Raw genomic sequence first — 12,695 nt, forward strand, 5'->3', positions numbered from 1 at the left:
GAATGACAGCGTTAATCTGCGGCTCGGTGGCCTACGACACTATCATGGTGTTTCAGGATCGATTCAAGAATCACATCCTCCCGGAGCAGGTCCATATCCTGAACGTCTCCTTTCTGGTTCCGGAACTCCGCCGCGAATATGGCGGCTGCGCCGGCAATATTGCTTATAACCTCAAGCTCTTGGGCGCCGATCCTCTGCCCATGGCCACTGTGGGCAAGGATTTCACACCCTACGCGCAGTGGCTGGGCTACTGCGGCATTAATCAGGATTTCATCAAGGTCCTGGGCGACAGCTATACGGCACAGGCTTATATCACCACGGACATGGACGACAACCAGATCACGGCTTTCCACCCTGGCGCGATGTCGTTTTCCCATCTGAACCGAGTACCCACGGATTGCGGCATCCGCATCGGCATCGTGGCGCCGGACGGCAAGGACGGCATGGTTCAGCATGCCGCCCAATTCGCCGAAGCCGGCATCCCGTTCATCTTCGATCCCGGCCAGGGCATGCCTATGTTCGACGGACAGGAACTCTTGAGTTTCGTCGAGCTGGCGACCTGGGTGACCTTGAACGACTACGAAGCGCAGCTCATGCAGGATCGCACCGGTCTCGCGCCGGAAGAACTCGCGCAGCGCGTCGAAGCGCTGATCGTCACCAAGGGCGCACAAGGATCGTTGATCTATGCCAATGGCATCCGCCACGAAATACCGCCGGCAAAGCCGACTGCAGTGCTCGATCCGACCGGTTGCGGTGACGCCTACCGCGCCGGGCTGATCTACGGCCTTCTGGAAGAATTCGACTGGCCCACCATAGGCCGTATCGCCTCGTTGATGGGAGCCATCAAGGTCGAGACCTTCGGCACCCAGAATCACAGCTTCACCCTGCATGCGTTCAAGGAGCGCTATCGGGAAAGCTTCGGCTGCGAGCTGCCCGATCGGATATGACGAATATCCAGCGGCTGTTGGACATCATGGCGCGCTTGCGCCATCCCGAGACGGGGTGTCCCTGGGACTTGCAGCAGGACTTCGCGAGCCTCGTACCCTACACCTTGGAAGAGGCGTACGAGGTCGCCGATGCGGCGGAGCGCGGGGATATCGAGGATTTACGCGAAGAATTGGGCGATTTGCTTTTGCAGGTCGTTTTCCATTCGCGGATCGCCGAGGACCGCGGCTTGTTCACTTTCGAAGACGTGGCCGGCGCGATCAGCGAAAAGCTGATACGCCGACATCCCCATGTTTTCGGCGAGACCGTATTCGAGACCGATGCCGAAAGGCATGAGTATTGGGAATCATCCAAAGTCGCCGAGCGCCGGGAAAAAGGCAAAACGGAGCAGGACGAAAGTGCTTTGAGCGGCATCGCGGCGAATTTGCCGGCGCTCGTAGCCGCGCAGAAATTGCAGAAGCGGGCCGCGCGGCACGGCTTCGATTGGCCCGACATAGGGCCAGTTTTCGCCAAAGTCAGGGAAGAATTGGACGAGCTCGAGGCCGCTTGGGCAACGGGCGACCAAAGCCATATCCGGGAAGAAATCGGCGATTTGCTGTTCGTCGTCGTCAATCTCGCCCGGCACCTCGAGGTCGATGCCGAGACGGCGCTTCGGAGCGGCAACCGAAAGTTCATCAACCGCTTTCGCTATATCGAAAAGCAATTGTCGGCACGGGGAAAATCCTTGACTGAGTCCACACTGGCCGAGATGGACGCCTTGTGGGATGAGGCAAAACGAAGTTTGTCAGATTAGGCATGTAGGATGCGCTGAGGTACGACAAATCGGCAAGATCGCCGATTTGCACGGAGAGAGCCGCCCGGAGGGAGCCGGGCAGGATAGCCCGGCATGAACCGAACCGCATCAATCGCGAACGATGCCTGTCCTGAGCTCAGTCGAAGGGCGCTTCCCTTCGTTCAGCACATCCTACGAATTTGTTCGGGTCTACACCTTGGACGTAGGTCGGCAATCCTTTGCCGACAAACCCGCTGACGAAGCCGAAAGGTTTAATCCACCAAAATGGACGTTGAAGTTGAAGCTACGACACGAACACCCCTGGGATGTCACACCGCAAGAAGCGATCGCCATTCAGAAACGGCTGCGAAACCTCGTCAGTTTGCAGGACGAATTACCGGAAACGGTCCGATGCGTAGCCGGGGTGGACGTCGGTTTCGAAGAAGGGGGCACTGTCACGCGAGCTGCCGTGGCGAAGTTGAGTTTCCCCGAGCTGGAGTTGATCGATAGCGCCGTTGCGAGGCGGCCGACTTCGTTTCCTTATATTCCGGGCCTTCTATCCTTCCGGGAAATTCCAGCCATCTTGGATGCCTTGCAAGCTTTGCGAGATCTGCCGGATTTGATGCTGGTCGATGGTCAAGGCTATGCGCATCCTCGCCGCTTGGGCATAGCTTGTCATTTGGGGGTACTAACCGATATCCCGACGATAGGCGTCGGAAAGACACGGCTCTTAGGTGTTCATGACGGCGTTCCAGACCGGCGCGGCGCTTGGGTTCCCCTTTTGGACAAAGGGGAGACCATCGGAGCCGTGTTAAGGACGAGGCAGGGCGTCAAACCGGTTTACATCTCGCCCGGCCACCGTGTCGCTTTGCAGACGGCCGTCGAATGGGTGATGCGCTGCACTAAGCGTTACCGCTTGCCCGAAACGACGCGGCATGCACACCGCCTCGCTTCGGGATAACGAACGCGAAATTCTCGTAGCTCCGCGTGCTCTTACGGTTTACTTGCGGGGAGTTCCTTGTCGCGATAGTGGACATCCGTCCAGCAAACCGGAAGCTCTTCGCCTGACGGAAATACCAATTCGGTCTTCGGGAATTTTTCCGGATCCTGCATCTCCTCGCCCCAATGCAAGCGCCCGACTATGTTTTTATGTATCGGATTGACCAAATCGTTGAGACCGAGAATCTCGACCAGATGTCCATTCTTTTTCAGTTTGAGAAACATGGCACATGTCTCCTCTCAGGAATGAATTCGTTTAAAGGCTCGTCATCCGTGGATTGAATTCTACTGTAGAGCGATTTTGGGCGCGATGCAATCACTCGGAACGTTCGCCGCCCCAAAGAGATTCGATGCCCCAGTAAACCAACTGCGTCAAAACGACGCCTACCCCGAAACCGCCGATAAAAAACTCCGACGCATGATGCTGCATGGTGGTCGCGAGAAACTTGCCGGTAAAAAATCCAACTACCAGCGACAAGCCGATACGCAATCGTTTGAATATTTCTTCTGTGTTCATGGCTGAGCGAACTTATAAAGTTGGATGAGAAAGTTCTCGGGCAAACTTTAACCTAGAAGCGACAATTGGACGCAGTCGACGTCGTTTCTCCGCTAAGTGGCTTAAGGACTGGCTCCAGCCCGCGGCAATCCACGTTTTTCCCCGGTACTCCGAAGTTTGCTGGGTGAGTTAGGTGCGCACCGGGACGGGGCGCCGGCTGAACTTCATCGGCCGTAACGAAATCTTAGTGATTACACTGACAGACGAAACGGGTTCGCAAAGATGCCGGTATCCGACGAGTACACCTTGAATGAACTGACTGCGTGGTTCCGCCGGCGGCTGGATGAACTGAGAATCCATTTCGACGACGAGCCACTCAGTTACGAGGCCAATACAGCTTACGATATCGCCTTTTATCGTCTTCTGGCGGAAGCCCGAGACGCATGGCTGGCGCGTCACGGTTACACTCCCACGCCGGGACAGCTCACCAAAGCGTTCTTCAACGCGGAATTCGAACGCTCGCGCGAACAACGCCTTGCCAAGCGCAATTGGCTGTCGCGCGCCATTTGCCGATTGTTTCCTTTCAAGGTGTCTCGAAGGCCGTTCCACGTGAAATAACACCTGCCCGACCTTTTCTTCTTCAGTTCCCTCGGCACACACGAGAGCCCATCGAAAACAAGAGATCCGCTTGAATTCGGTAATTCGAGCGCATCCCTTTGATCATCGGAGGGCAACAATCCGCCCTATCCTCTTCTTGCGGCTGTTTTGAACGCGCCGCTCCATCACGGCCGTTCGTCGGATAAATCCTACCGATTGTCGGCTTCTACCGATGCAGCGAAAAAGCGCTGCTATAACTATCGGCATGAAAACAGATCATGAAAACGGTTTTACATTAATCGAGCTGATGGTCGCCGTATCGGTGCTGGCTATCGTCTTAGGGATTGGTGTGCCAGGATTCCAAGAGTTGATACAAAATAACCGGATAACAACACAGGCGAACGAGTTTGTCGCAGCACTAAATTTCGCCAGAAGCGAAGCCATAAAACGCGGAATACGAATAACCCTATGCAGAAGCTCCGATGGCAGCAACTGCAGTGACTCCGGAAATTGGGACCAAGGCTGGATAGTGTTCGTCGACACCAACAACAATGCTTCCGTTGACGGAGGCGAACCGATCCTAAAAGTCTATTCGAGCCTGCGTGCTTCGACGTTGAGCGGAAACACGAACGTCGCCGGTTACGTCTCCTATGTCTCCTCTGGCTTTACCCAACTGACTTCCGGAGCCTTTCAAGCCGGGACGTTCACGCTTTGTCCCGACTCATCAGGTAGCGGACGCTCCATTGTAATCAACGCAATGGGGAGGACCGCGGTAAGCAAGGCGCCATGCTCATGACCATGGCTAAGCATTTATCTCCTCTCACGCGTGCAAGCGGCTTCACCTTACTCGAAGTCTTGATCGCGGTGCTCGTGCTCGCAATCGGCCTCTTGGGTATGGCGGGTCTTCAGGTGGCGGGACTTCGCAACAATCAAAGCGCGTATTACCGTTCGCAGGCTACTCAACTGGCGTACGACATGGCCGACAGGATACGCGCGAACCCGGTCGGACTGAATAACGGAAACTACAACAACCAAGTAGCTACCAATGACGACTGCGCGGCTAATGCCTGCTCTGCCGCTCAAATGGCTGGTTACGACCTGGCGCAGTGGAGCGCGGAATTGGCTGCGCAACTACCTAGCGGTACCGGCGTCGTGTGTATCGACGGCACCCCTAGTGATGGCGAGGCGGACGACCCGGCTTGCGATAACGACGGAGCGGCTTATGCCATCAAGGTCTGGTGGGATGACGACCGCTCGGGTGAAGCCAATCAACGTTTTGTTACGAGTTTCCGGCCATGAATCTCTTCTCAATCCGTTTCACTCGGATCCACCACCCTCGCCGCGCGGCACAACAGGGTGTGTCGCTGGTGGAAATCATGGTTGCCTTGGTTGCGGGGCTAATTCTGATCGGCGGAGTAGGCCAAGTTTATCTTTCCAACAAGCAGACGTATCGGGTTCAGGAGGCTCAGTCCAGGTTGCAGGAAAACGCCCGGTTCGCCCTAGAAATAATGTCGAAAGACATACGAATGGCAGGCTTTATGGGCTGTATTAGTCGTGTGCCGAGCATCAATAATACTTTAAATGGCCCACCGCCAAGTTTCGATCCTGGCGATGGCATTCAAGGCTGGGAAGGCAATGGAACGGGCTATGGTACTGCTGTTCCCATTGAGATCAACGCCGCACCTGTGAACGTAGCTATTGGAGCCGCAGTCGGGCAGTGGAGCGCCGCTGGCGGCAATACCCTGGATGCGACCACCGCCGTGCCCAATTCAGATATCTTCCGGATCTGGCGTGGTGGAGAAAATCCGGCACTCATCAATAACATAACTCCGGGAGCGAACACGGTTATCAATACTACACCCAATGCCGATACGGCTGACGGCGATATTGTGTTGATCAGCGACTGTCAAAACGCGGATTGGGTACAAGCCTGTAATGTACAGGCCATTGGTGGTGGGATAACAATTGATCACACGTTATCGTCTGGCTGTACGCCGGGAAATATTACGGCTTTACCCGTGCTAACTAAGAGTGGCGGCGAACTCGTAAAGCTTGTCAGCAATATCTACTACGTTGGCAAGCGCAATGATGCCGCGGCAAACGAACCGGCTCTATTCCGAAAACCGTTGCTGGGTTCCAGCGCATCAGGGGGGCAAAACTCTGCTGCCGCTGGTGCTGGCGAGGAATTGGTGGAAGGTGTCGAGAATATGCAGATTCTTTATGGCGAAGACACCGACTCGGACGGCACTCCCAACCAATACGTCGCCGCCAGTGCCGTCGCCAACTGGAGCAATGTAGTCAGCATGCGGTTGAGCATTCTGATGCGCACAGCCGAAAACAATCTGACCACCGAAGCCCAAGGCTACTCCTTCAACGGCCAATCCGCCATTGCCCCCGATCGGCGCCTTAGACGGGTTTTCACCACGACTGTCACTCTCCGCAACCGACTGCAGTAATCGCCCCATGAAACACATCCCATCCCGACGGCTGACATATCCGCTCGAACAGGAAGGCGGTGCGCTGGTCGTTAGCCTTCTTATCCTTCTGGTTATGACCCTCATCGGGGTCACCGGTATGCAGGTTACATCACTGGAGGAGAAGATGGCGGGCAATATGCGCGATCGGAATTTAGCGTTTCAGGCTGCCGAATCGGCTTTACGAGCGGGAGAGGCAAGTCTTACGACGGCGACCTTACCGATGTTTTCCTGTGCAGACGGCTTATACAAAGCAGACGACATCGATTGTAACAATACCAAAGAGATGACCCGCGTCTGGGATGCCATTAATTGGAGTCCAGCGCAGGTGATTACTTTTACCGGGGGAACGCTGACTGACATCGCAGCTGATCCCGCCTATATCATCGAGGAACTCCCTGCCGTTCCGGAGGCGGGTGCCAGTCTGGAAGCCGGTGTGCCAAGTGAAGCTAATTATTACCGCGTCACAGCACGCGGTATCGGCGGCACTGAGAATGCCGTCGTCATGGTTCAGTCAACTTACAAGCGTTAATGCCACGCAATACGGGATGGGGCGATGATGAAAATTCAGGTTCAGAAACGCAGCATATGGAAAAAACTGCTTTTGGTACTCTGCGGCAGCGCGCTCGGTTCCTTGCTTACGTTAACTGCTACTGCTGGTACGATTGCTCAGTCTCCATTATTTGTAGGAATCAGCGCTCCGCCGTTGGTCATGCTGACCATGGGGCGAGACCATAAGCTCTATTATGAGGCTTACAACGATGCGTCCGATCTAAATGGCGATGGCGTGCTGGAAATCCGTTACGACCCAGCTATCGATTACTACGGATACTTCGATTCGTACAAGTGCTACAGCTACAGTTCGAATATATTTGTTCCGACCGTCACCACTGCCAACAAAAAGTGTAGCGGCGCATGGAGCGGCGATTTTCTGAATTACCTGACCACATCTCGCATGGATGCTCTGAGAAAAGTGCTATTCGGCGGTTACCGCAGTACCGATAGTACAACGCAAACCGTTCTCGAGCGAGCGTATATTCCTCAGGACGCCCATAGCTGGGGGAAGGAATACACTAGTGTCTCGGTCGACGGTTATGACATCACCGAATACACCCCCCTCGCTCTTCCGGCTTCAGGTACCCGCCATCTATTTGCCAACACGACGCTGCTCAACACGACCGACCCTCTGCTCCGCGTATTGACGAACAGCTCGTACCGGATATGGGAATGGGTGTCGATCGAAAGGCCCGTGGCGGGAACACAATGCGCTACGGGAAACAATGTCCGTGCAAACTGTGCGGTAGCGGGTGGAACCACCTGGCAAATCGTGCCAGCGAGTTATTTTTCAGGGTTAACTCAAACGACGTACAACACCACTGGTTATGGTGTATATCCGAATAATACTGCCGAATTCAACTCGTTGGTCTCCGCGTACGGAATTCCTGCAAAGCTATTCGGCAGCGGATCTGTGTCGAACATCAACGGCAGCGGCAATCCCTTTGGACAGGACGATGACTATCTCACGATATTTCAGGGCAATTTGGTAATTCCTAGCGGAGAAAGTGGTGTCTACACGTTCGCTGTAGATGGCGATGATGCCATCGACGTGATTATTGATGGTGCCGTAGTCGCGAGTTGGTATGGCGCACACGGTAACTGCAACCCCAATAGCTGCACGCCTTATTCGGGAAGCGTCACGCTCACGGCTGGGACACATAGTATTGTCTTTCGTCACCAAGAACGAAGTGGCGGTGATAACTATCACTTGTATTGGCAGAAGACCGTGCCGACATCGGCGATGACCGATTACAACGTGCGCGTCCAAGTCTGTACGAGTGGTCTTCTGGAAGACAATTGCAAAGGTTATACCTCGGATGGCACGACCATCTATAAACCGACGGGATTGCTGCACGAACACGGTGAAAACGACTCGATGATGTTCGGTCTTATCACCGGTTCCTACACCAAGAATACGTCTGGCGGTGTCCTACGCAAAAACGTTCTCTCATTCACTAATGAAGTGAATCCAAGCACCGGGCAGTTTGTTTCCGGCTCGGGCGGTATTGTGGAAACGATTAGTAAACTGAAAACAGTCGGGTTCGGCGGAGATTATCAATACAACCAAAACTGCGGAGTACCGGAAGTCAATAACCCGCTAGCGGAGGGACGCTGCCGAATGTGGGGCAATCCTATCGGCGAGATGATGTATGAAGGTTTACGATATTTTGCCGGCAAAGCGTCTCCCACCACCGACTTTTCAAGCGGTGTCAATAACAGCGGTACCGACGACAATACGCTGGGGCTACCCCAACCAAATTGGCTGAATCCATACACCGGAAACATGGGAGCCAACTATTCTAATGGCTATCCTACTTGCTCAAAGCCGAGCCAGTTGGTGATCAGCGACGTTAACCCGTCGTACGATACGGACAAGCTGCCTGGCAGTTATTTCAACAGTTTTTCTGGGGACTTGACGGGGTTAAACGTGTCAAGCTCTGCTGACACGATTTGGGCCGGGGAGACTGAGACAACGGATATCTTTATCGGCCAATCCGGAAGCACCTATGACGGCGCGCCTACGCCAAAAACCGTTACCAGTTTTAGCAATATTCGTGGGCTAACACCCGAGGAACCGACGAGGCAGGGCGGTTATTATTCCGCAGCTGCCGCTCTATTTGGCAAAACTAACGATCTCAATAATGTCAGTGGCGACCAGAAAACCGATACCTTTTCCGTAGCTTTGGCTTCACCGTTGCCGCGGATTGAGATTCCTGTTGACGGAAGCACAGTTACGCTGGTGCCTTTCGGAAAAACCGTCGGTGGCTGCGGTAGCTTCAGTTCCGCTGCGGGTTCGTATCAACCGACAAACACTATCGTCGATTTCTATGTCGACACCATCAAGAACACCGGGGCGGCGAATCAGGATGCTACCGTCAATGACGGGAGAGCCTATGGCAAATTCCGTATTAATTACGAAGATTCTGAATATGGCTCCGATCACGACATGGACGCGATCGTGGAATACACGTTCACCGTCAACAGCGACGGTACAGTTACTGTTAGCCTGAATTCGAACTATGCGGCGGGCAGCTGTATCCAGCACATGGGATATGTCATTTCCGGAACCACCGCAGATGGTACTTATTTGGAGGTGAGGGATTCCGATACGGCGTCGGATGTCGATTATTTCCTCGACACTCCACCCGGCGAGCTACCCGGAGGAACCTGGCAAGATAATCAGTCGCTGCCCTTGAATGCAACGCGAACATTCACTCCGGGAGCGGCGACCGCATCGTTCATCAAACACGATCCTCTTTGGTATGCAGCGAAATGGGGCGGCTTCTTTGACAAGAAAGAACCTTCCACCAACCAAGGCAACAATCAACTGGACAGCGACGAGTGGGATCTCGACGGTAACGGCTCTCCGGACAGCTATTTCCTGGTGACGAATGCCGGACAATTAAACGACCAATTGACCAACGCTTTCAACGAAATCAAGGGCCGTATAGGGTCAGCAGCGAGTATTGCCACGAACTCGACGCGTCTGGATACAGGCACACTGATTTACCAGGCGAAATTCAACAGTACGGATTGGAGCGGTCACTTACTTGCGTTTTCGATTAATGCAGATGGCAGCATCAATGATGCCGACAGCAATGGCGTCATCGATGATGACGATGCCGTATGGGATGCAGCGGCCGGTATCCCATCAGAGTCTACACGCGAAATCTTCTCCTACGATCCGACGGCCGCAGGAACCAAAGGAATCAGCTTTACCTGGGCGAATCTGAATGCTGATCAAAAAGCCGCCTTGGATAGCGAGGATTTGGTCAATTTTCTCAGAGGCGATCAGTCCAAAGAGAAAAATAGCGGCCCATTCAGAAAGCGCACTCAGCTCTTGGGGGACATAATCAACTCCGATCCGTGGTTTGCCGGAGGCGAGAACTTCGGATATAGCATTCTTCCTGAAGGCGCAAGCGGCGTATACGAAGCTTTTCTCACCGCCAAAAAGAATCGGACACGGATGCTTTATGTCGGAGCGAACGACGGCATGCTGCATGCGATCAACGCGGGTACCTACGATTCCGACACGGGCTTGTTCGATTTAGGCAACGGCCAAGAAGTCTTCGCTTATGTTCCTAACGCCGTGATCAACAGCAATTTGGCTACGCTAGCGAGCGACGCATATGCCCACAAGTATTTTGTGGACGGCTCGCCGCGTGTGGGCGATGCCTATGTCAACGGCGCCTGGCGTTCGGTTCTTGTGGGGACGACCGGCGCTGGCGGACGGGGCGTGTTTGCGCTCGATGTGACGACACCCGGCTCCTTCGACGCTACCAACGTACTTTGGGAGTTTACTAGCGATAACGACACCGATCTTGGTTATACCTTACCTCAGGTTTCGATAGGACGAATGGCGAACGGCCAATGGGCGGCCATTGTCGCCAACGGTTACAACAGCACAAGTGACAAGGCCGTTCTTTTCATCATAAATCTCGCTGATGGCAGCCTTATCAAAAAAATCGACACCGGAGCAGCGGGAAATAACGGTCTTTCGACACCCATTATCGTCGACAGTAACAATGATCGGATCGTGGATTACGTTTATGCGGGCGATCTACACGGAAATCTTTGGAAGTTCGATGTGACCAGCGCCAATACCAACGGTTGGGGGGTGGCTTATAAAAATGGCTCAACGCCAGAGCCCTTGTTTGTGGCGTGCAGCTCGAACGCTACGCCTTGCACGGGCGCAAACCGGCAGCCGATTACCGCAAAGCCGCAAGTAGGACGGCCTGGAGGGGACCAAAATGGCGGGCTCATGGTTTACTTCGGTACGGGTAAATATTTTGAGGAGGGCGACAATGTGGTTGGCGCTAGTCCCCAAGTGCAGACATTCTACGGCCTCTGGGACCGAAACACCGGCAATAGAAATACGGATGTCATCGATGGAAGCCTTCGGACCGGCGCTACCTCGGTCTTGCAAGAGCAGACCATAGATCACGAAGTAACTTTGGGGTTTTTCGACCTGCGTGTCAGTTCGCAAAATGATGTCGATTATGATGAAAAAAGCGGCTGGTTCATGGATCTCAAAAAGCCGCCGCAGCCCGGCACGGCTGAGGGCGAGCGAGTAATCAGCGCACCGCTACTCCGCGGTGGGCGAATTATCTTCACTACACTGATCCCTTCCGCCAACCCGTGCGATTATGGCGGTACCGGTTGGCTGATGGAAGTGGATGCCATAACTGGCGCTCGGTTACCGAATACCGGAGCACCTTGGGACGTTTACGGAGAAGGCGGCACGCCGGATGGGCAGATAAACTCTCAGGATTTGGTAGACATAGGCGGCTCTGATTACGCACCGTCCGGGAAGAAGTCAAGCATAGGTATCATCAAGACACCTGGTGTGATTTCTGCTGGGGAGAAGGAGTACAAATACACAAGCGGCTCGAGTGGCAGCTTGGAGGTCACCACCGAGTCTGCCGGCACCCCCATGGGTAGGCAGTCTTGGGCGCAAATAAAGTAGTCGGGGAGAGATGTATGCTGGTGGGGAATCAAACATGATCAGATTCAGAGCTCGGTTCGGTTTTACCCTAATCGAACTTATGATTACCGTGGCGGTTGTGGCTATTTTGGCCAGCATCGCCTATCCGAGCTATCAGGCTCAACTCAGGACTAGCCGAAGGGCTGACGCCCAAGCTTCGTTGATGGAGCTTCAAAGTTTCATGGAACGCTTTTTTACCGAGAATAACTGCTATGAGAACAAGGGCGCCGACGGAAGCTGCTCAAGTTCGGGCGACAACGCCGATCCGGACTTGCCGTTTACGGTTTCACCCAGATCGGGCACAGCCTATTACAACTTGGCGCTAACTGCGGCTACGCCGAACAGCTATACGCTCAGAGCCACGCCGGTAGCAGGCGGTCCACAGGCAAACGACGGCATGCTGGAGCTCGACCAGACGGGTGCCAGGCGGTGGGATAAAAATAACGACGGTGATTTCGCTGATACCGGCGAAACAACTTGGGCAAAATAGCCGTGTTGGGAAGCAAGCCGACATTCACACAATTCGACTGCAAAGTTCGGATACCTTCAATCGTTCAATTTATTCTTTTTATCGCTGTGTCCGAGATGTTTTTCGGGCACGATTTCATCCCTTACCCGCTGTTTAAGCTCTTTCGCTTCGGGGAAGCGTCCTTCTTCCTTTCGGGACCATAGCACCGTGTTCCCGTGGCGCACTTCGAATACTCCGCCCGTGCCGGGAATCAGCGCCACTTCGCCGATCTCCTCCTCGAACGTGGTCAGAAGTTCCTGCGCCAGCCAGGCTGCGCGCAGCAGCCAGCGGCATTGAGTGCAGTATTCGATTTCGATGCGGGGTTTTGCGGTCATAGTTTCTCTCTCTTTGTAGGTCGGAAA

General features: G+C 54.2%; 13 protein-coding genes. 10 read left to right on the forward strand and 3 right to left on the reverse strand.

Features of this window, described 5'->3' with window-relative positions; translation table 11 throughout:
- The first annotated feature begins 2 nt into the window (after positions 1-2).
- From ACR2R1_RS15240 to nfi, 3 genes are all read left to right on the forward strand, one after another.
- Positions 3-947 carry a carbohydrate kinase family protein gene (locus tag ACR2R1_RS15240; RefSeq protein WP_077728332.1) on the forward strand — a complete coding sequence of 315 codons (945 nt, stop codon included), beginning with the start codon at positions 3-5 and terminating at the stop codon, positions 945-947.
- Positions 944-1,738, forward strand: a complete 795-nt coding sequence (mazG, locus tag ACR2R1_RS15245) for a nucleoside triphosphate pyrophosphohydrolase (protein ID WP_434110780.1) — start codon at positions 944-946, stop codon at positions 1,736-1,738. Before ACR2R1_RS15240 ends, mazG begins: the two co-directional genes overlap by 4 nt.
- Before the next feature lie 277 nt (positions 1,739-2,015).
- Positions 2,016-2,678: a deoxyribonuclease V gene (gene nfi / locus ACR2R1_RS15250; protein WP_077728351.1), complete on the forward strand. Its 663-nt coding sequence runs from the start codon at positions 2,016-2,018 to the stop codon at positions 2,676-2,678.
- Positions 2,679-2,710: 32 nt separating this feature from the next.
- Here the strand turns inward: nfi and ACR2R1_RS15255 are convergent, their stop codons facing one another.
- Both ACR2R1_RS15255 and ACR2R1_RS15260 read right to left on the reverse strand, forming a co-directional pair.
- Complete coding sequence (locus tag ACR2R1_RS15255) at positions 2,711-2,941, reverse strand: acetyltransferase (protein WP_077728334.1); 231 nt, start codon at positions 2,939-2,941, stop codon at positions 2,711-2,713.
- Positions 2,942-3,032: 91 nt separating this feature from the next.
- Complete coding sequence (locus ACR2R1_RS15260) at positions 3,033-3,233, reverse strand: hypothetical protein (RefSeq protein ID WP_077728335.1); 201 nt, start codon at positions 3,231-3,233, stop codon at positions 3,033-3,035.
- A 285-nt stretch (positions 3,234-3,518) separates the two neighbouring features.
- On the opposite strand from ACR2R1_RS15260, the gene ACR2R1_RS15265 reads away from it, so the two are divergent.
- The 7 genes from ACR2R1_RS15265 (at position 3,519) to ACR2R1_RS15295 (ending at position 12,315) form a co-directional block, all read left to right on the forward strand.
- The gene (locus ACR2R1_RS15265) at positions 3,519-3,830 is read left to right on the forward strand and encodes a hypothetical protein (protein WP_133716313.1); all 312 of its coding nucleotides are present in this window, start codon (positions 3,519-3,521) and stop codon (positions 3,828-3,830) included.
- A gap of 211 nt (positions 3,831-4,041) precedes the next feature.
- Entirely contained in the window at positions 4,042-4,605 is a 564-nt protein-coding gene (locus tag ACR2R1_RS15270; RefSeq protein ID WP_347257827.1) for a GspH/FimT family pseudopilin, read from the forward strand.
- Entirely contained in the window at positions 4,596-5,108 is a 513-nt protein-coding gene (gene pilV / locus ACR2R1_RS15275) for a type IV pilus modification protein PilV (protein WP_434110783.1), read from the forward strand. Before ACR2R1_RS15270 ends, pilV begins: the two co-directional genes overlap by 10 nt.
- Complete coding sequence (locus ACR2R1_RS15280) at positions 5,105-6,265, forward strand: PilW family protein (protein ID WP_347257829.1); 1,161 nt, start codon at positions 5,105-5,107, stop codon at positions 6,263-6,265. Before pilV ends, ACR2R1_RS15280 begins: the two co-directional genes overlap by 4 nt.
- Before the next feature lie 7 nt (positions 6,266-6,272).
- Positions 6,273-6,815: a pilus assembly PilX family protein gene (locus tag ACR2R1_RS15285; RefSeq protein WP_347257830.1), complete on the forward strand. Its 543-nt coding sequence runs from the start codon at positions 6,273-6,275 to the stop codon at positions 6,813-6,815.
- Positions 6,816-6,839: 24 nt separating this feature from the next.
- Positions 6,840-11,807 carry a PilC/PilY family type IV pilus protein gene (locus ACR2R1_RS15290; protein WP_347257831.1) on the forward strand — a complete coding sequence of 1,656 codons (4,968 nt, stop codon included), beginning with the start codon at positions 6,840-6,842 and terminating at the stop codon, positions 11,805-11,807.
- A gap of 34 nt (positions 11,808-11,841) precedes the next feature.
- Positions 11,842-12,315: a type IV pilin protein gene (locus ACR2R1_RS15295; RefSeq protein WP_347257832.1), complete on the forward strand. Its 474-nt coding sequence runs from the start codon at positions 11,842-11,844 to the stop codon at positions 12,313-12,315.
- 56 nt (positions 12,316-12,371) lie between these two features.
- Here the strand turns inward: ACR2R1_RS15295 and ACR2R1_RS15300 are convergent, their stop codons facing one another.
- Positions 12,372-12,668 (reverse strand): SelT/SelW/SelH family protein, encoded by a 297-nt coding sequence (locus ACR2R1_RS15300; protein ID WP_347257833.1) that lies wholly within the window; start codon positions 12,666-12,668, stop codon positions 12,372-12,374.
- Positions 12,669-12,695 lie beyond the last annotated feature (27 nt).

The sequence above is a fragment of the Methylocaldum sp. GT1TLB genome, assembly GCF_051027445.1.
Taxonomy (GTDB): Bacteria; Pseudomonadota; Gammaproteobacteria; order Methylococcales; family Methylococcaceae; genus Methylocaldum.